We start from the raw sequence: 18785 nt of genomic DNA, 5'->3' as shown, positions 1-18785 counted from the left end.
CCCCCCCCCCCCCCCCCCCCCCCCCCCCCCCCCCCCCCCCCCCCCCCCCCCCCCCCCCCCCCCCCCCCCCCCCCCCCCCCCCCCCCCCCCCCCCCCCCGGGGCACCACCGAAGGAAGAGCGCATGGCCCAGCCGGCAGAGGGCGCGTCAATCGGCACAGGCAGCGTCCGCCCGGGACCGCCCGGCCCATGGCGTCGGCGTCTCGGGCGCTGGGACACGAAGGCTTCGCCGTACGCGTACGTCTCGCCGTTCTTCATCCTGTTCGGGATCGTCGGCCTGTTCCCGCTCCTCTACACCGCCTACGTCTCGGTGCACGACTGGGACCTCATCGGAGGCAAGGGCGACTTCGTCGGGTTCGACAACTTCACCTTCGTCCTCCAGCAGCCGGTCTTCTGGCAGTCGCTGCGCAACACCGTCAGCATCTTCCTGCTGTCGACGATTCCCCAGATCGCGATCGCGCTCGTACTCGCCAGCCTCCTGCACGCGAACATCCGCGCGCGGACCTTCTGGCGGATGGGGGTGCTGCTGCCGTACGTGATCGCACCGGTCACCGTCTCGCTCATCTTCTCGCGCATGTTCGCGGACCAGTCCGGCCTGGTCAACGCGCTGCTGGAGCAAGTGGGCATCGACCCGATCGGCTGGCACCGGGACAACCTGCCGGCGCACATCGTCATCGCCAACATGGTCAACTTCCGGTGGACCGGCTTCAACACACTCGTGCTGCTGGCCGCGATGCAGGCGATCTCCCGCGACCTGTACGAAGCGGCGATCCTCGACGGCGCGGGCCGCATACGGCAGTTCTTCTCCGTCACGGTGCCGTCCATCCGGCCCACGATCATCTTCGTCGTGATCACGTCCACGATCGGCGGCCTGCAAATCTTCGACGAGGCACGGGTGTACGACACCCAGGGGCTCGGCGGGAACTCCGGGCAGTGGAAGACGATCACTCTGTACCTGTACGAGCTCGGCTGGAACCAGCAAAGGCTCGGCCGGGCCGCGGCCGTCGCCTGGCTCCTCTTTCTGCTGATCATCGTGTTCGGGCTGGTCGGCAACTGGCTGGCGCGCCGCATCGCCTCCAGCGACGATCCCTTCGCCGCCCCACGCAAGGCACGCCGCGCCGCCCGACGAAATGCGCGCGGGGCACCGGCCCCGGCACCCGCCTCCTCCGCACCGTCCGGCGAAACGCCCGGGAGTTCCACATGACCAGACCCTCCACCCCGTACATCCAGCAGACATCCGGTCGCGGTGCCGCCCGGGCGCCACGCAAACGGCGCGGGCGGGAATACGGCGCCGCGCGTCGGCCCGGATGGGCGACGTACGTCATCCTCGGCGTGGTCGCGCTGATCTCGATCGCTCCGCTCTACTACACGCTCCTGCTCGCGTCGTCGACCTCGGCGGAGGTCGCCCAGAACCCGATCCCCTCGCCGATCCCGGGCGGGTATCTGGGCGACAACCTCGGACGCGTCTTCGACTCCGACATCGATCTGCTGCGCGCGACCTGGAATTCCGTCATCGTCTCGACGACGACGGCACTCGCGGTCGTGTTCCTCTCCACCCTGGCGGGCTTCGCCTTCGCGAAGCTTCGGTTCAAAGGCCGGGCCGGGCTGCTCGCGTTCGTCGTGGCGACCATGGCGGTCCCCACCCAACTCGGTGTCGTGCCGCTGTTCATCGTCATGCGCGAACTGGGGCTGACGGGAAGCCTGTGGGCAGTGATCATCCCCGGCATGGCATCCGCATTCGGGGTGTTCTGGATGACCCAGTACCTCCAATCAGCCCTGCCTTACGAGCTCATCGAAGCTGCCCGTATCGACGGCGCGTCGACCTTCCGGATCTTCCGCTCCATCGTGCTGCCGATCGCCAGGCCCGCGGTCGCGATGCTCGGACTGTTCACCTTCATCGGAGCGTGGACCAACTTCTTCTGGCCGTCGATCGCACTCGGAACAACCAATCCGACGCTGCCTGTTGCGTTGCAGCTGCTGCAAACCGGGTTCTTCAAGGACATCCCCCTGATCATGACCGGCGTGCTCATTTCGGCGGTTCCGCTGCTGGCGCTGTTCGCCGTCGTCGGCAAGCAGCTGGTCGCCGGTGTCATGCAGGGAGCCATCAAGGGGTGACGACGCTGCCGGCCGCAGCGCTCAACCGGCTTGCGGGGGCGTCGCGTTGCGCTGCCGCCGAGCCCGACCTCGCCTGGGCTGCTCCCGCGGCCCGGGGACGAACGTGAGAGGAACCACCGACCGCGCATGCACGACACGACCACGCCGGACCGCATCGAATTCCGCGACCTCAACGGCAACGGCCGTATGGAACCTTACGAGGACCCGAGGCTCAGCCCCGAAGAACGCACCGAGGACCTGTTGTCCCGGCTTTCCATCGAGGAGAAGGTCGGTCTCCTCTTCCACACGGTCATCGAAATCGGCCCGGACGGCACGGTCCTCGAAGAGCCCGGCGCGATCAGCAAGTCGGCCACCAGCGAGGTGATCCTCGGCCGGGCGATGAACCACTTCAACGTCCACCGCATCGTGGATGCCGGGGCGGCCGCGCGATGGCACAACGCAATCCAACGGCTGGCCGAGAAGACACCGCACGGCATCCCGGTGACGATCTCCACCGACCCACGGCACGGGTTCCTGGAGAACACCGGGGCGTCGTTCACCGCGGGCCCGTTCTCGCAGTGGCCCGACGGGCTCGGTCTCGCGGCGCTTCGCGACCCGGATGTCGTACGCGAGTTCGCGCGAAGGGCACGTGACGAGTACCGCGCTGTCGGCATCCGCATGGCGCTGCATCCGCAGGTCGACCTGGCCAGCGAGCCCAGGTGGGCACGACAGTTGCAGACCTTCGGCGCCGACACCGAACTCGTGGTGGCGTATACGCGTGCGTACCTCGACGGGTTCCAGGGAGCCGCGCTGGACGCGACGAGCGTCGCCTGCGTCACCAAGCACTTCCCCGGCGCCGGCGCGCAACTGGACGGCGAGGACGCGCACTTCCCGTACGGCCGCGAGCAGGTCTACCCGGGCGGGGCATTCGACGAGCACCTTCGCCCGTTCACCGCCGCCGTCGACCACGGCACCGCCGCGGTCATGCCGTACTACGGGATGCCCGTCGGACTGGAGATCGACGGCGCTCCGGTCGAGGAGGTCGGGTTCGGGTACAACAAACAGATCCTCACCGGACTGCTGCGCGGCAGGCTCGGCTACGACGGGGTGATCCTCACCGACTGGGAGTTGGTGAACGACAACGTCGTCGCCGACAAGGTCCTGCCGGCTCGTGCGTGGGGCGTTGAGCAGCTCGACGCCCGCGAACGCCTCCTCAAGATCCTCGACGCCGGGGCGGACCAGTTCGGCGGCGAACAGTGCACGGATCTGCTGCTTGGGCTGGTACGGGACGGCGTCGTCGCGGAGAGCCGCATCGACGAGTCGGCACGCCGCGTCCTGCTGGTCAAGTTCCGGCTCGGCCTCTTCGACAACCCCTTCGTCGACGAGGAAGCCGCCGCGACCGTCGTGGGCAACGCCGAGTCCCGCCAAGCGGGTTCGGAGGCGCAGTCTCGATCGGTCACCGTACTCAAGAACTCCGTCGTGCACGGCGCGCCGCTGCTACCCCTCTCCCGACGGGCGAGAGTGTATGCGGAGGGCATCGAATCAGCAGCTCTCGCACGGGCCTTCATTCCAGCAGCCACGCCACAGGACGCGGATCTCGCCATCGTGCGCATCGACGCGCCCTTCGAGCCGCGGGACGACCTGTTCCTGGAGGCCTACTTCCACCAGGGGTCTCTCGACCTGCCCCCCGGCCTCGTCCACCGACTGCGCATGATCGCCCGACAGACGCCCCTGATCGTGGATGTCGCCCTGGACCGCCCGGCCGTCCTCACACCGCTGATCGACGCGCTCGCCGGCCTCACCGTGACGTTCGGAGTCTCGGACGACGCCCTGCTCGCCGCCCTCACCGGCCGCATCGCCCCGCGGGGCAGGCTCCCCGTCGAGCTGCCGCGCTCGATGGAGGCCGTGCGCGAGTCCGCACCCGACACGCCGGCCGGCACCATCGACCCGCTGTTCCCCCTGGGATCCGGGCTGGAGATCTGATGTCCCACGCGAACACGGAGCACGCCGTGACCGAAGCCCGCTCTCGCGCCGTCGAGTTGCTCGGTCGGATGACCATGCACGAGAAGGTCGCCCAACTGACGTCGCTCATACCCACGGTGCTCTTCGACGCCGAGGGCATCCGCCCGGAAGTCGCCGCGGCGAAGCTCGCGAACGGCATCGGCTACATCGAACCCCACATGGGCGGGTTCCCGGCGACCGCCGTCGACCTCGCCCGGCTGAACAACGCGGTGCAGCGTCATCTCACGGAGAAGACCCGTCTGGGCATTCCGGCGATCATGCATATCGAGGCGCTCAACGGCGTGAACGCACCCACCTTCACCTCGTTCCCCACCGCGATCGCGCTCGCGGCCACCTGGGACACGGCAGGGATCGGCGAGATGGCCGCCCTGACCCGTCGACAAATGCGAACCGTGGGCCTGCACCACGCCCTGTCGCCGCTGCTCGACATCGCCCGCGACGCGCGATGGGGGCGCGTACACGAGACCTACGGCGAGGACCCGTATCTGGTCAGTGCGCTCGGGGTGTCCTTCGTGCGCCATCTCCAGGGCGAGTCGTTCCAGGACGGCGTCATCGCCACGGGCAAGCACTTCCTCGGGTACGCCATGAGCGAGGCCGGCCTCAACATGGCGACCGTGCCGATGGGAGCCCGCGAACTCCGGGAGGTGTACGCCCGGCCCTTCGCCGCCGCGATCCAGCTCGGCGGTCTCGGATCGGTCATGAACTCGCTCGCAGACTGGGACGGCGTACCCGCGGCCGCCGACCCCCGCGTGTTCCGCGGGCTGCTGCGCGACGAACTCGGCTTCGACGGCACTGTCGTATCGGACTGGCTCTCCATCGAAAACCTCGTGACGCATCACCGCGCGGCGCGCGACGCACGCGAAGCCGCTGTGCTGGGTATGCGGGCCGGCATCGACGTGGAGATGCCCGAGCCGTTCGGCTATGGCGAAAGCCTCATCGAGGCTGTCCGCGCCTGCGAGATCCCCGAGGCGACCGTCGACGAGTCGGTGGTGCGCGTCCTGACGCACAAGTTCCAGCTCGGCCTGTTCGAGAACCCCTACGTGGAGACCGACCCGGTCGAGATCATGTCCGTGGCGCAGGAAGGACGCGACCTCTCCCTGCGCCTCGCGCGCGAGTCGGTCACCCTGCTCAAGAACGCCGGCGGTGTGCTTCCGCTGAGCGGCGCGCCCCGCGTCGCCCTCGTCGGGCCGCACGCCGACCGGATCGGCGCGGCCTTCGCCCCGTACACCTTCCCGTCCTTCATCGCGCTCACCCGGGCGATGCTGAACGGCGCGACCAGCTCCATGGTCGGCGTCGACGACATCGACGCCTTCGGCCCCGACGACGCCTACGTGCACCAGGAGGTCGGCCATCTCCTCGCGATGGACGAGGACGAGTTCGCCCGGACGCAGTACGGGGCGGTCTCCCTTGCGGACGCGCTGCGCGCCGCGCTCCCCGATGCGGACGTTGTCGTTGCCGCGGGATGCGGAATCACCGACGGCGCCGAGGAGATCGAGACCGCCGTCGAGGCCGCGCGTGACGCCGACATCGTGGTCCTGGCACTCGGCGGCCTGGCCCGATGGTTCTTGAGCGTCCGGACCGAAGGCGAAGGCGCGGACATCGCCGATGTGGGCCTGCCGGACGTGCAGCGCCGGCTCGTACGCGAGATCGCCGCGCTCGGCCGGCCGACAGTCGGTGTGATCTTCTCCGGCCGCCCCCTCGCGCTCGGTGACGTCGAGCCCCACCTCGACGCGATCCTGCTCGGCTACTACGGCTCGCAGTTCGGCACGCGCGCCGTCGCGGACATCCTGGCCGGCGCAGCGCAGCCGCAAGGACGCCTGCCCTACACGATCCCCCGCTCCAGCGGACAGGTGCCCATCCACGTCGGCCAGCGGTTCGGCAGCGGATACCGGCGCCGCGACGGCGACCCGCACGGCGGGTACGTGGACGAGACGGCGGCACCGCTCTACCCGTTCGGCCACGGCCTCACGTACACCCGCTTCGCCTACTCCGACCTCGAACTCAGCCGCACAGAGGTCGCAACCGACGGCACCGTCGACGTCACCGTCACCGTCGAGAACAGCGGCGACCGCCCGGGCGTGGAACTTGTCCAGCTCTACGTCGAGGACGACGCCCCCGGCGTTTCTCGGCCGGCACTCCAACTCGCGGGCTTCCATCGGCTCGAACTGCACCCAGGCGAAAAGGCGACCGTGACGTTCGCTCTGGAACTCCCTCTGCCGGCCTACCTGTCCCTGGACGAGCGATGGGTCGTCGATCCGGGGCCCATGTGGATCTCTGTTGGCTCGTCGTCGGGAGACCTTGCCTTGCGGAGCCGATTGGACGTCGTCGGCGACACCGCGGACGTCACCGACCGGAGGGTCTACCTGACCCGCTCCACCATGGCCCCGCACCGCGCGACCGTGACCTGACCTCACCTGACCCGGCGCGGCCTCGGCCGCATTCTGCGCGCCGCCGAAGTGCTCCGGCCGTGTGAGGTGGATCAGGCGTCAAAGCGCTGCCTCCCGGTGACTGACGGACGAGCGCCCGCCTGGTCGGGGCATGCGGTTCTCGGAGACCGCTCCGGATACTCCCGCCGAGGCCCTCGATTTTGCGTTCACCATATGTTAATTCTGGTCGTGGAACGACGCGATGTTCATCTCCGTCGAGGAGGACGCTGTGACGGTTGTCGACGTGGACACGCATTGGGAGACAGGTCGGTTGGCGGCGGGGGACCACCCGTTGGCCCCCTGGCTGGATCGCGGTGCCGGGTTCGACGACGGGGTGGAGCAACTCGCGCACGGCATCGCCGGCGACCTCCTGGACGCCCTCCCGAAGTCCCGTCGGCCTTCGGGCAGGACACTGCTACCAGGCCTGGTGCGCCTGGCCGAGGAGCGCGGCGGCCCCGTCGTCCTCCATCCAGTGCACGACTCCACGGCGGCCGAACGCGTCGCCTGGATGGACCGCGTCGGTATCGACCACTGCTTGGTCAACCCCGGTGCGTACGCCCAACCGCTGCACTTCCTCGGCGCGGACCGCGCGGCGGGCGCGGCCCGTTGCAACGACTTCCTCGCCGAGCAACTGGCCGACCATGCCGACCGCCTGCACGGAGTCGCGCACGTTGACCTGTCGGATCTCCCCGGCGCTGCGCGGGAGTTGGCGCGCGCCAGGAACCGCGGCCACCGCGCGTTCCACCTCTACACCGTCGACGGACGCCCGCCGGCCACCACGCCGCCGGGGCATCCCGACTGGGACGTGGTCTGGGCCGCGGCGGCCGACCTGGGGATGCCGGCGTTCATCCACGTGGGCAACACCGCCGCAGGCTTCGGTGGTTGGGCCGATATCGGCTGGGACCTCCCGGGCGGCGCCGGAGTCACGGCATTGACCCGCCTGGCCAACACCCAGCGCATCCACGTGGCGCAGAACCTCTTGGTCTCCATGCTGTACGGAGGGGTCTTCCACAGGCATCCGGACCTGACCGTCGTCCTCGAAGAGATGAAGGTGGCCTGGCTCCCCGCGTTCATCGAGATGTGCACACGGCAGTCCCTGCCGTCCCCCGGACTGGGCGACTGGCCGTTCCCGACCAGCGGGGGCGACATGCTCCGGCGCAACCTTCGGTTCACCCCGCTGCCCGGTTTTGGGGACTCGGAAGCACTGGAGGTCCTCGCCCAGCTCCCCGAGATGGGCCTGTTCTCCTCCGACTACCCCCACATGGAGGGGAACGCCGACCCGATCAACCTCTATGGCCGACCGCTCCGCGAACTCGATCCCGAACTCCGGGCCCGCTTCCTCGGCGGCAACGCCCACGAGGCCTTCGCCCGCACGGGCAACCCGCTCTGAGCCCCAACCTCCTGTGGCGTACGGGAGGTTGGGGGTTCGTTCGCCTTCCAGGTTCGGGACCATCACGAGTCCGTCGGCGCCGGGTGGGACGGACGGGGCGAGTTCGGCGAGCCTGTCGTGGTCGGCGCCGAGCATGCGTCCGGCTGCGTCGAGTACGTGGGGATCGCCCTGGTCGGCGGCGCTGTCCAGCCGCAGATTGCCGTCCACTTCCACACGACGCAGATTGCCTGGTTCGCGCTTGCGACCGGAGTTGTCGGGACGCTTGTCACCCCGTATGTGATGAAGGCCGACGACATCTTCGGGCGTCGCCAGGTGATGATCGTGATCACGGTGCTGGGCCTGATCGGCGATGTGGTGGCGGCGATGGCCCCGAACTTCGGCGTGCCCCGGTGACCTGGCCGCACGAACGAGCCGGGGAGAACGATCCGCCGAGTCCGCCGCCGGCTCCCCCGGGCCCGCCGGGTCCGTGACCGCCTGATGGTCGCCGTACGTGCTCAGCAGGTCCGGGAGTGGCTTGTTACTCCCCGGTGAGGAGTTCGGCGAGGGGGAGGAACGAGGCTGGGGGCGCCGCCTCAAAATGGCGTCCCCAGCCTGCTGCGCCGGGAGGAGTGAAGTCGAACGCTCCTGCGGCAGAGGCAAGTTGACGCCCTGGGGAATCTTCTCGCCGTCACCCGCAAGCTGGCCGTCGCGCCAACGGGTACCCGCCGCCGGAGTCAGTGCAGTGCGGGGAGAACTTCCTCCTCGAACGTCTTCAGCATCGGCCAGGCCAGATCGGGGGCGATGCCGCCGAGGAGGGGATTGAGGTGGAGTTCCCCGGTGGGGCCGAGCTCGCGGGCCAGGGTGATGGCCTCGTCGGGGTTGACGACAAGGTAGGCGCCGTCTTGCTTGAGTGAGCTGACGTCCTTGGTCGGGATGAACGGTCCGAACGGGCCGGTGGGGGACTGCTGCATCCACGCGCCGTAGGTGTTGATCTGGTTGCGGATGTAGGGCGCGAGGCGTTCCCAGGCCGCGTCCTTGCTCCCGGTGGTGACCCACAGGAACGCAGGACCGCGTTTGGCCCAGGGACCAGGGTCGGGGCGGCCGAGGCGGATGCAGGCGGCGCGGTAGTCCTCCCACGGCCTTTCCATGGCCGGTGCGAGGAACCCGTCCGCGATGCGTGCCGCGCGTTCCACGCTGACTCGACTTCCGCCGCCGCCCAGGTAGATGGGCATGGGGTCCTGGCACGGACGCGGCATGACGCGGACCGTGGTTCCGCGGTATTCGAAGGGCTCACCGGTCCAGGCCCGGCGCAGGAATCCGACCAACCACTCCAGGTGCCTGCCGCGGTTGCTGTAGTCGGCGCCGAACGCGTCGAAGTCCTCTTTGACGTACCCCGCCGCCATACCCAGTTGCAGTCGGCCTTGCAGGCACAGGTCCGCGACGGCGACTTCTTCCGCGAGGCGCACCGGGTCGTACAGCGCGGCGATGAGGATGGACACGCGCATCTGGACGCGTCGGGTGCGTCCGCCGACCGCGGCGGCGAACACCAGCGGGCACGGCAGATACCCGTCCGCCGACTGGTGGTGCTCGCCGACCGAGATGCGGGCGAAGCCCTTTTCCTCGGCCCAACTGATCATGTCGAGCGCGGCCGCGTACGTCTCCGGACCGTTTCCCCCGAGGTATGGGGGGTGACGCAGCTCGAAGTTCATTGCCAGCAGCGGCGCTTGGCCGGAAGTGGTGCCGGGGACTGCCGGAGTGTCCGTGGGTGTGGCGGCCATGTGGCTCCTTGAGGCGGGGCTTTCGGCGGGGACGTCCTCAGCGGCGTTCATGCGCGCTCGGGCGGGGTGCCGAGTCCCTCGACGGGCAGCCCCGCGGCCTTGCGCCGCTGCATCTCCGCGATCTTCTCCTCGGCGTCGGGCTCGTACTGGGTCAGTTCCAGGACGAAGCCGTACGCGTCGGCGGTGTCGTACTGGACCTGCCGCATCACGCCCGGGAACCCGAGCCGCGAGATCTCCCGCAGTCCGCACGAGGCGGCGTGCGCCGCGGCCGCGTCGATGTCCTCGACACGGAACGCCAGGATGGACACGCCTTGGCCGGAAGCGGCCAGGTAGTCCTTGACCGGCCCGTCCAGATCGGTCGCCTCGAACACGTCCAAGAAGGGTGCGTGGCCTCCGCCGCCCGGGAACCGCACGGTGGTGTTCACCGCGCCCATGACGTTGACCAGGCTGGGGATCGACGCCTCGGCCCCGAACAGTCGCCGGAAGAGGTCGACCATCTCCTTGCTCTCTCGCAGGTAGACGTGGATGTGGTCGACGCCTGTGGTCTTGATGGTCAAAGCCCCTCCAAGAGGACGAAACGCGACGCCGGACGCCGGCGCGTGCCACGCGGGACGGCTCTGCGGCGTGGGCGCGCGGAGTACCTTCTCCGGCGTCGCGACCCCATTGCGTATGGCATACGCCAATGCGCCATTATTTGCATCCATGGCGTCTGGCGTCAATGCATTCGCTTAGTAACGGAAGAGCCGAGTCAGTCGTCCGCGATCAGGGACGCGAAGTGTCGGCGGCCGGCCGCTTCGGTTTGCCGCCACACGGTGTTGGTGGCGTCGCGAACGGCGTCGATCGGCCAGTCCGCGAGCAGGGCGGGCGGGAGCGCAGGGTGGGGGTCGATGAGGGCGAACCAGTCGCGGGACAGCCCCGATCGGGCGGTGTACGCCTGCTCGTCGTCCAACCGGCTGCCGCAGAGCGGCGCGTACAGATCCAGGAACTGGGCCAACCGGGAGCGGTAGCGGGCCAGTTCCGGGCTGGCGAACCCGGGCGGCGTCTCCGACAGAGGGTCAACCTCGGCGCGGAACAGGCAGATCGACGGCACGTCGAGCTCGGCCAGAACCTTGCTCGCCCTCTCGGCACGGTCCGCGGTCGCCGCCCAGAGTCCGTCGAAGACACTCACGTACCCGGCGCCCGCCAGCGCGGTGCGCAGCTCGTGGCGAAGGTCGCGGTTGGCCTCCGGGACGGTGAACGCGACCAGGCTGAGCGGTCGGCCGACAGCAGGCGCCTCGGTGGCGAGCATGCGCTCCCGCTCGCCGTCCAGCACCTTCCGCACCGGAGCCGCGAGCCGGTAGCTCGTGTGCCGTCCGTCCCGGTGCCGGACCAGACTCCCGTCGGCCTGTAGCCGACTCAATGCGGTGCGCGTCGACGACTCGGACAATCCCAGCGCGCGCACCGCTTTGACCAGTCCGGCGGAAGGGACGAGCTCGCCGGGGCCCGTGTACATCGACAGGAGGCCCAGGATCACCGCGGGTCGGTGCCCGCGGGCCCGGATCTCCGTCATCTGACGCTCGATGCGCTCGCCGCTTCCCATGACGGCCATTGTGACGCCCTCGCAGGGCACGAGCCGGGCGCCTCGGTGGCGCCCGGCTCTCACCACGGCCGGGTTCAGGCGGGTTCGGCGACGGATTTGCGTGCTTCGGGTGCGGCGTCGGGGGCTACGCCGCCGGTCGCAGGAGTGCGACCGGACTTGAGCAGGACGGCGAAGACGATGCCGAAGAGCCCGGCGATTCCGAGTGCCCACAGTGCCATCGTCCAGCCGCTGTCTGTGTAGACCTGGGCGATGTCCGTGGTCGTGGTGCCCTGCCCGGTGGGGCTGGGGGCGACCATCTGCAAGGGGTGGGCGGACAGGATCGCGGTGATCATGGCGGTGCCGACCGCGGACCCGAAATTGCCGGCGACGTTGAGCATGCCCGCGCCGATCGCGGACTCCCGTTCGGGTACGGCCTCGACGATGAGGTTGGTGCTCGCCGAATAGAAGACGCCGAATCCGATGCCGTACACGGAGTAGAGGATCAGCACGGTCACCCAACTGCCGTGCCACAGTGCGAACATCGCGCATGCGGCTGTCATGACCGAGGTGCCCGCGATGAGCGGGCTGCGGAGTCCCCGGGCGCGTCCCCACAGTCCGGCGGCGGGCCCGGCGGTCATGCTGGTGGCGGACATGCCGATGGTGATGTGGACGGCGAACGCGAGCAGGCCGAATCCGAACGCGTACCCCAGGTCCCCTTCGAAGGTGATCGCCTGGCGCATGACCTCGACCGGCTGGCCCGCGGCGGCCGCCGCGCCTTGCAGGATCTGGTCCTTGATCGCGCCCGCGTCGGTCTGTGCCATGTACGGGATGGAGTAGCCGATGCCGCCGATCACCATGTTGCCGAAGAAGTACACCGCCAGGACCAGCGACACCTTCGCGGAGCGCAGCAAACGAGGATCCATCATCGGTGAAGGCGCCTTGGACTCCCAGGCTCCGAACAGCACGAGGAGCACCACGCCTCCGACCAGGTACGCCCAGGCGCTCGGCCGACTCCAGCCCCAGGCCTGGCCGTTGCTGAGGTAGATCAACGCGAGGGCGACGCCGGCGCCGACCAGGGCGGCGCCCTGCCAGTCCAGCTTCTGGCGTACACGCACGCTGCTCTCGGGGACGAAGAGCACCATGAGAATGGTGATCACGATGCTGTACGCGACGAGGAACCAGAACAGCGCGCGCCAGCTGTAGTGGTCGGTGAGGGCGCCGCCGACGAACGGGCTGACGACTCCGGAGAGGCCGAACCCGGCGGCCAGCGCGCCGATGGCGACGGGGATGTGGCGACGGGGCAGCAGGTCGCGGACCAGTCCCACGGCGATGGCGATCATGGCACCCGCGGTGGACTGGAGCCCGCGCCCGACCAGGAACAGCGTCCAGGACTCCGTCAGCGCGCACAGCAGTGATCCGGCCAGGAAGGTCGAGCTGCTGAACAGCAGGACGCGGCGCTTCCCGTACAGGTCCGCCAGTTTGCTGACGATGGGCAGGGTGGCGCCGGCGACGACGCCCACGATGATGATCATCCAGCTGAGGTTGCTGCCCACTTCGGGCCAGGTGGCGCCGATCTTCTGGACGGCGGGCAGCACCATGGCGTACTGGAGGACCATCGCCTCGGCGAACAGGATGATGATGGCGGCGACGGCGATGATCCGTCCTGTCGAAGCGCCGTCAAGACGCCCGCTGTCGCCGGCTCCGCCGCCGTTGTCGTCCGGTGGTTCCGCGGTGCGCACGTTGTCGGCCATGGATCCTCATCTCGTCGTAACTGAGGGTCCGCGCCGTCGGCGGAGTCGCTCGGTCACGCGTGTGCTGGAAAGGGAAGCGGTCGAAGGCCGCCGGAGAAATCGCCTGCGGTGTTCATGAACCGGCCCGTCGGACCCGGTCTGTGCGGCGGAGAAATTAACATACGAGATACGCGAAAAGAAGAGCGGCTGGTTCGGCGACCCGGATGCGCTGTCGTCGGTGGTGCCGGGTGCGCCGAAGTGGCGGGTTCCCTTCCGGTTTGCGCGGCGCCGTGTTATACCCCTACGTCGTGTAAGCGAACACATTGTTCGAATATATGAATTCCTGCTCATGTCGGCAGCGCCGGGTCATGGACGGCGGTGCGACAACTGGCGAACCAGTTGCGGCGACAGAAGCCGTCTGCTTCCAGGAGGACGACGATCGTGAACAACGCATTCATCCGAGGTCGCCGCAAGTCCCGCCGACGAGCCCCACGCGCGGTTGCTGTGGTCATGGCCGGGCTGCTGGCCGCGGCGTGCGGAGGGGCCGGTGGAGGGAGCGGCGACCGACCTCCTGCGAGCGATGACCCCACCGTGGCCGCAGAGGCGCGCCCTGGTGGTTCGCTGGAGGTCATATCCGTCAGCGACATGGCCAAGGTGGACCCGTTCGGTGCCGGCAGCAACTACTACCTCGACAGTTCGCGCCTCAACGCCATGTACGACTCGTTGTTCTACAGCGAGCCCAAGACCGGGAAGGCCCTCCCGCAGACCGCCGAAAGCCTCACTGCGGACGCGACCGCCCAGGTGTGGACCCTGAAGGTGAAGCCCGACATCAAGTTCACCGATGGCACGGCCTACGACGCCGCCGCCGTGAAGTGGACCTGGGATGAACACAAGAACCCCGACCGCCGCTCACTCGTTGCGGGCGCCGCCGCCGCAATCGACAGGACGGAGGTGGTCGACCCGCTGACCCTGAAGATCACACTGAAGGCGCCGAACGCGGCGTTCGACCGGGTGGTCGCCTCCTCGCTCGCGTTCATACCCTCCCCGAGCGCGATGCAGAAGGACCCGAACGGCTTCGCGGCCAAGCCCGTCGGTGCGGGCCCGTTCGTCCTGAGCCAGTGGGATCGCGACAGTCAGATGGTGTTCACCAAGAACCCGAACTACTGGCAGGGGCCGGACCTGCCGAAGCTCGACAAGGTGATCTTCCGGGTGTTGTCCGACAGTGAGCAGTCCCTCAACAGCATCGCCGCGGGCCGCGGTGACCTGAAGGTCTCGGTGAGCGCCACCGACCCGGCGAAGGCTCGCGATCGAGGGCTGGGCGTCCAGCAGGCGCCGGTGATCGTCGGAGAGGCGATCGTCTTCAACGCCAACAAGCCGCCCTTCGACGACCCGCGCGCCCGCAAGGCGGTTGCCCTGGCTCTGGATCCGAACGAGATCAACAAGGTTGCCTTCGCGAATCAAGGCGTGCCCAGCTCCAGCCTGTTCCCCGCGGGCAGCCCGCTCGTCGCCCCCGACGCGCCGCCCCTGCCGACCGCGGATCGCGTCGAGGCGCAGCGGCTGCTGGACGAACTCGCCGCCGAAGGCAAGCCGTTGAACTTCACGTACCTGTTGCCGCAGAACAACCAGGCGACCAGGACGGGCGAGTACATCGCCACACAGTTGCGCGGCTTCAAGAACATCACCGTTGCCACCGAGGCACAGGCGATCGTGACGTACACGAACTCGACGCGGGTGCAGCGCAATTACCAGGCGGCGATGATGAACTGGCTGGTGTCGGACATGGAGCCGACGGCCTACAGCTACCTCTACAGCTCCAGCCCGTCGAACTTCCTCGGCTTCAAGAACCCACAGGCCGACGCGGCGCTCGACCAGGGCCGCCGGACTGCCGATCCGGCCGCGCGCCAGGCCGCATACACCGAGCTCGCCCGCCAGGTGGCCCAGGACGTGCCGCTGTGGCCGTATCAGGAGGGCCGCATCACGGTCTACTACGGCAAGACCGTCGCAGGCCTGCTGCTGAGCAACGACGGGGTCGTCCTGATGGACCGTCTCGGCAGGCGCGCCTGACCCGCTGCCGCTCGTCGGCTGCGGCGCTTCGGCGGACGCGCCGCAGCCGGGCAGGGATTCTGCGGTAGGGCAACGGCCAACGTGCGACGAGTCGGCCGTGGACGTCGCCGTGGACGCCGCCGGTGTCGGCCAGGTGTTCTTCGAATATTCGAATCGTTCACTTGTTATTTCGAACACTGGCTCTTGTGGGTGACAGCTTGTGCGCCTACTCTCACGCTCATCCCCACTCCACCCCACCCCACCCTCGACCTAGGACGGCTCATGGTTGACTCCGCCACGGCAGCCCCCGCCCGCGACGCCGGTGCCGATGCGCACGTCGTCGCAGACGAACAGCCCGACACCGTGTACGCATGGCTGGACGAGCGCGGCTGGGGTGACGGTCTGCCCGTCGTGCCGCCCACAGAGGCGCGCGTCGCCGCCATGCTGGCGGGCTACGACGGTGATCCCGACGAGGTCATCGGCGCGCTTCCGCCGCGCTTGGGGGAGGCGACGCCGAGGGTGCTCGCGGTGAACGCGGTGATGGCCGGTTGCACGCCGGAGATGCTGCCGCTGCTCGTCGCCGCGGTCCGGGGCATCTGCGCGCCCGAGTTCAACCTCCGCGGCGTCAACTCCACGACTCACCCGGTGTCGGTGATGGTGCTCGTACACGGCGAGGCCGTGCGATCGTGCGGGTTCAACTCCGGTACGGGAACGCTCGGCCCCGGCAACCGGGCGAACGCAACACTCGGCCGGGCGGTCCGACTTGCGCTGCTGCACATCGGCGGCGGCACCGCGCACGGCACCGGCGACGCGGGCATGGGCGACGCGGCGACGCACGGCCAGCCGTCGAAGTACACCTTCTGTTTCGCGGAGAACGCCGAAGCAAGCCCCTGGCCGGTCTACCCGCGGGCGCTGGGCCTGGACACTCCGAGCGCGGTGACCGTCGCCGGAATGGAGAACCCGCACAACATCCATGACATGGAGACCCGCGGCAAGCCGGCTCCGATCCTGGACAAGATGGCCACCGTCATGGCCACCTTCGGCACGAACAACGCCGTGGTCTCCAGCGCGGAGTACTTCATCGTGCACGGCCCGGAGCACGCCGCTACCCTCGCCGCGGCCGGGTGGGCCCGGCAAGACGTCCAGGCGTACCTGTTCGAGAAGGCGAGGCGGCCCGCGGGTGAGTTCCGCAAGAGCTTTCGGAACTCGATGTGGCGGCCGTGGATGCGCGCGCTCGGCGACGACGACCTTCAGCCCATGACCGAATGCGCCGACAACATCCGCGTCCTCGTTGCCGGCGGCCCCGGAAAGCACTCCCTGGTGATCCCCAGCTGGGGCCTGACCCGCAGTGTCACCGTCCCGGTCGACTGAACCACTCGTCCCACCGGTCCGGACCGGATGCGGGCCGCTCCGGTGTCGGACGCGGCTCTCGAACCACGCACAGGACGTCCCATGTCGACCCCACCCGACCGCCATCTGAAAAGAAGGACCCCATGACCGTCACACTGCTCGACCCGGCCGGACGCGTCGGTGAACCCGCGAAGCAACTCGCCCCGGGGATCGAGGTGTTGACCGGTGCCCGCATCGCCGTGCTGGACAACCTCAAGCCCCACGCCGGCTACATCCAGGGCGGCATCGCCCGACTGCTCGCCGAGCGCACCGGCGCGGTCGTCTCCCTGGAGATCCCGAAGGTCAGTGCGGCGCTGCCCGCCGAGCCCGAGGTGATCGAGCGCATCAAGGAGTCGGCGGACCTGGTCATCACGGGCTCGGCGGACTGCGGGTCGTGCACCTCGTGGAGCTGCCACGACACCGTAGTCCTGGAGCAGTTGGGGATCCCCACCCTATTGCTCGCCACCGCGGGATTCACCGAACTGGCCCACCAGGTCACGTCGTTGTACGGGCTGTCCCAAGCCCGCGTACTGACCGTCCGCGGTCCCCTCGGCGGCTCGACCGACGCCGAACTCGACGCGATGGCGCTTGAGGCACTGGAGAACGCCCTGCTCCTGGCAACCACCACGCCCGCACAGTAGCCGCAATTCCTGCCGCTGCCGGTGAGCGGTCTGTCGCGAGACCACGAGTTCAGTACCGTCGCAGGGGCATCGAGTCATGACCATCACGATTTCGCTCGCGGGTCAGACAGCGCTGGTCACCGGCGGCGGCGCGGGAATCGGGTGGGCCATCGCCGTCCGAAACGTCGGCACGCCGGGCAAGCACACCGCGGCGCCGTTCCTCGACTGGACCCCGCAGGCCATGTCCAGGCGTCCATCCCGCACTGACCGAGCACCTGCGGTTTCTCCCCGGACCGCCTCTCCAACCAGGGAACGACCATGACCCACACGGACACACGCGACGCCGACGTCGTGGAGGCACTCGCTCCGCTCGCGCAAACGCTCGCCGCGGACGACTACCAACTGACGTGCGCTCGCGCGGAGGAGCACCATGTGGTGGTGACGGTGGCAGCCGGTCCTGCGGCTTGTGCCGATTGCCTCGTTCCCAAGGAACTCACCGAACGCATGGCTGTCCAGCGTCTGCGTTCGCTCGACAGTTCGGCCGTTTGGACGGTGGAGATCCACTATCCGGGCGACCACACGGAGCCGACCATCCCATGAACGAGATCCGCAACCTGATCATCATCGGCTCCGGTCCGGCGGGCTACACCGCGGCGGTATACGCCGCGCGTGCCGACCTCGAACCGCTCGTGTTCGAAGGTGCTGTCACAGCCGGCGGCGCGCTGATGAACACGACCGATGTCGAGAACTTTCCCGGTTGGCCCGAAGGCATCATGGGCCCCGACCTGATGGCCAACATGCGGGCCCAGGCCGAACGGTTCGGTGCCCGACTGGTCCCCGACGACGTCGTGGAGGTCGAACTCGACGGCAAGATCAAGGTGGTCAAGGACGCCTCCGGCGAGACCCACCAGGCACGCGCCGTCGTCCTCGCCACCGGCTCCGCCTACAAGAAGCTGGGCTTGCCCCGAGAAGACGCACTGTCCGGACGCGGGGTGTCCTGGTGCGCCACATGTGACGGGTTCTTCTTCCGTGACCGCCACATCGCCGTCGTCGGCGGGGGCGATTCCGCCCTGGAAGAAGCCATCTTCCTCACGCGGTTCGCCGCGTCGGTAACGGTTGTCCACCGCCGCGACCGACTGCGCGCCAGCAAGGTCATGCAGCACCGCGCGCTGAACGACCCGAAGATCACCTTCGCGCTGGACAGCGAGGTTGCCGAACTCCTGGGAGAAGACAGGCTCACCGGGGTGCGTGTGCGTGACACTCGTACTGGGGCCGAGCGCAATCTCGACGTCAGTGGGCTCTTCATCGCCGTCGGCCATACGCCTCGCAGCGAACTGGTCGCCGGTCTCGTCGACCTCGACCCCGAAGGCTACGTACAGGTCACGCACCCCACGACCAGGACCAGCCTCGACGGTGTCTTCGCCTGTGGGGACGTCGTCGACCGCACCTATCGCCAAGCCATCACGGCCGCGGGCACAGGATGCGCTGCCGCACTCGACGCCGAGCGTTACCTGGCCCGAGTCGAACAACTGGACCACGCACCGCTCGGCTGAGCACCGACGCCGCGGGGCGCATCGACCCGCCGCGCCGGGGCCGACGGGAGACAGGGTTTCCGCCCGGCTACCGCAGAAGGTGGCGCCCTGTCCCGACAACGCTGCTCGGGCTACGGGCACCGATAGCTAGGAGGAGAAGTACATGCGCGCGATCCTGCACACGGACAAGGGTGTCGAGACTCGGGACGACGTGGAGGTGCGCGAC

General features: G+C 68.9%; 15 protein-coding genes. 11 read left to right on the top strand and 4 right to left on the bottom strand.

The window, feature by feature from the left end:
* Nucleotides 1–122 precede the first annotated feature (122 nt).
* The 6 genes from ACRX5S_RS36685 to ACRX5S_RS36660 all read left to right on the top strand — a co-directional run bounded on the left by ACRX5S_RS36685 (nucleotide 123) and on the right by ACRX5S_RS36660 (nucleotide 8323).
* Entirely contained in the window at nucleotides 123–1202 is a 1080-nt protein-coding gene (locus tag ACRX5S_RS36685; protein ID WP_436777578.1) for a carbohydrate ABC transporter permease, read from the top strand.
* Complete coding sequence (locus ACRX5S_RS36680) at nucleotides 1199–2113, top strand: carbohydrate ABC transporter permease (protein WP_436777577.1); 915 nt, start codon at nucleotides 1199–1201, stop codon at nucleotides 2111–2113. The genes ACRX5S_RS36685 and ACRX5S_RS36680 overlap by 4 nt, the downstream gene beginning before the upstream one ends.
* Nucleotides 2114–2239: 126 nt before the next feature.
* Nucleotides 2240–4075 carry a glycoside hydrolase family 3 protein gene (locus ACRX5S_RS36675; RefSeq protein WP_436777576.1) on the top strand — a complete coding sequence of 612 codons (1836 nt, stop codon included), beginning with the start codon at nucleotides 2240–2242 and terminating at the stop codon, nucleotides 4073–4075.
* Between the two features lie 26 nt (nucleotides 4076–4101).
* On the top strand, nucleotides 4102–6522 hold the full coding sequence (locus ACRX5S_RS36670) for a glycoside hydrolase family 3 N-terminal domain-containing protein (RefSeq protein WP_436777575.1): 2421 nt from the start codon (nucleotides 4102–4104) through the stop codon (nucleotides 6520–6522).
* Nucleotides 6523–6742: 220 nt separating this feature from the next.
* Complete coding sequence (locus tag ACRX5S_RS36665; RefSeq protein WP_436777574.1) at nucleotides 6743–7930, top strand: amidohydrolase family protein; 1188 nt, start codon at nucleotides 6743–6745, stop codon at nucleotides 7928–7930.
* 117 nt (nucleotides 7931–8047) lie between these two features.
* Nucleotides 8048–8323: a hypothetical protein gene (locus tag ACRX5S_RS36660; RefSeq protein ID WP_436777573.1), complete on the top strand. Its 276-nt coding sequence runs from the start codon at nucleotides 8048–8050 to the stop codon at nucleotides 8321–8323.
* 320 nt (nucleotides 8324–8643) lie between these two features.
* Here the strand turns inward: ACRX5S_RS36660 and ACRX5S_RS36655 are convergent, their stop codons facing one another.
* From ACRX5S_RS36655 to ACRX5S_RS36640, 4 genes are all read right to left on the bottom strand, one after another.
* Nucleotides 8644–9687 (bottom strand): LLM class flavin-dependent oxidoreductase, encoded by a 1044-nt coding sequence (locus ACRX5S_RS36655; protein ID WP_436777572.1) that lies wholly within the window; start codon nucleotides 9685–9687, stop codon nucleotides 8644–8646.
* Nucleotides 9688–9734: 47 nt separating this feature from the next.
* Entirely contained in the window at nucleotides 9735–10244 is a 510-nt protein-coding gene (locus tag ACRX5S_RS36650) for a VOC family protein (RefSeq protein ID WP_436777571.1), read from the bottom strand.
* Nucleotides 10245–10435: 191 nt separating this feature from the next.
* Nucleotides 10436–11266 carry a PaaX family transcriptional regulator C-terminal domain-containing protein gene (locus ACRX5S_RS36645; RefSeq protein ID WP_436777570.1) on the bottom strand — a complete coding sequence of 277 codons (831 nt, stop codon included), beginning with the start codon at nucleotides 11264–11266 and terminating at the stop codon, nucleotides 10436–10438.
* 74 nt (nucleotides 11267–11340) lie between these two features.
* Nucleotides 11341–12996: an MFS transporter gene (locus ACRX5S_RS36640; RefSeq protein ID WP_436777569.1), complete on the bottom strand. Its 1656-nt coding sequence runs from the start codon at nucleotides 12994–12996 to the stop codon at nucleotides 11341–11343.
* Nucleotides 12997–13566: 570 nt separating this feature from the next.
* Here ACRX5S_RS36640 and ACRX5S_RS36635 point away from each other — a divergent pair.
* The 5 genes from ACRX5S_RS36635 to trxB all read left to right on the top strand — a co-directional run bounded on the left by ACRX5S_RS36635 (nucleotide 13567) and on the right by trxB (nucleotide 18580).
* Complete coding sequence (locus ACRX5S_RS36635; RefSeq protein ID WP_436777568.1) at nucleotides 13567–15039, top strand: ABC transporter substrate-binding protein; 1473 nt, start codon at nucleotides 13567–13569, stop codon at nucleotides 15037–15039.
* A gap of 261 nt (nucleotides 15040–15300) precedes the next feature.
* The gene (locus tag ACRX5S_RS36630; protein ID WP_436777567.1) at nucleotides 15301–16389 is read left to right on the top strand and encodes a hypothetical protein; all 1089 of its coding nucleotides are present in this window, start codon (nucleotides 15301–15303) and stop codon (nucleotides 16387–16389) included.
* Nucleotides 16390–16511: 122 nt separating this feature from the next.
* Nucleotides 16512–17048 (top strand): UGSC family (seleno)protein, encoded by a 537-nt coding sequence (locus ACRX5S_RS36625; RefSeq protein ID WP_436777566.1) that lies wholly within the window; start codon nucleotides 16512–16514, stop codon nucleotides 17046–17048.
* Between the two features lie 297 nt (nucleotides 17049–17345).
* Nucleotides 17346–17627, top strand: coding sequence for a hypothetical protein (locus ACRX5S_RS36620; protein WP_436777565.1), 282 nt, complete (start codon nucleotides 17346–17348; stop codon nucleotides 17625–17627).
* Entirely contained in the window at nucleotides 17624–18580 is a 957-nt protein-coding gene (gene trxB, locus ACRX5S_RS36615; protein ID WP_436777564.1) for a thioredoxin-disulfide reductase, read from the top strand. Before ACRX5S_RS36620 ends, trxB begins: the two co-directional genes overlap by 4 nt.
* Nucleotides 18581–18785 lie beyond the last annotated feature (205 nt).

Source organism: Yinghuangia sp. YIM S09857, from assembly GCF_051388915.1.
Lineage (GTDB): Bacteria > Actinomycetota > Actinomycetes > Streptomycetales > Streptomycetaceae > Yinghuangia.
This window is presented reverse-complemented; position numbering and strand designations above follow the sequence as displayed.

Excerpts from the sequence above, each read along its gene's own strand:
- ACRX5S_RS36685 (WP_436777578.1), top strand. The coding sequence starts at position 123 with ATGGCCCAGCCGGCAGAGGGCGCGTCAATCGGCACAGGCAGCGTCCGC.
- ACRX5S_RS36680 (WP_436777577.1), top strand. The coding sequence starts at position 1,199 with ATGACCAGACCCTCCACCCCGTACATCCAGCAGACATCCGGTCGCGGT.
- ACRX5S_RS36675 (WP_436777576.1), top strand. The coding sequence starts at position 2,240 with ATGCACGACACGACCACGCCGGACCGCATCGAATTCCGCGACCTCAAC.
- ACRX5S_RS36665 (WP_436777574.1), top strand. The coding sequence starts at position 6,743 with ATGTTCATCTCCGTCGAGGAGGACGCTGTGACGGTTGTCGACGTGGAC.
- ACRX5S_RS36655 (WP_436777572.1), bottom strand. The coding sequence starts at position 9,687 with ATGGCCGCCACACCCACGGACACTCCGGCAGTCCCCGGCACCACTTCC.
- ACRX5S_RS36645 (WP_436777570.1), bottom strand. The coding sequence starts at position 11,266 with ATGGGAAGCGGCGAGCGCATCGAGCGTCAGATGACGGAGATCCGGGCC.
- ACRX5S_RS36640 (WP_436777569.1), bottom strand. The coding sequence starts at position 12,996 with ATGGCCGACAACGTGCGCACCGCGGAACCACCGGACGACAACGGCGGC.
- ACRX5S_RS36630 (WP_436777567.1), top strand. The coding sequence starts at position 15,301 with ATGGTTGACTCCGCCACGGCAGCCCCCGCCCGCGACGCCGGTGCCGAT.
- ACRX5S_RS36625 (WP_436777566.1), top strand. The coding sequence starts at position 16,512 with ATGACCGTCACACTGCTCGACCCGGCCGGACGCGTCGGTGAACCCGCG.
- ACRX5S_RS36620 (WP_436777565.1), top strand. The coding sequence starts at position 17,346 with ATGACCCACACGGACACACGCGACGCCGACGTCGTGGAGGCACTCGCT.
- trxB (WP_436777564.1), top strand. The coding sequence starts at position 17,624 with ATGAACGAGATCCGCAACCTGATCATCATCGGCTCCGGTCCGGCGGGC.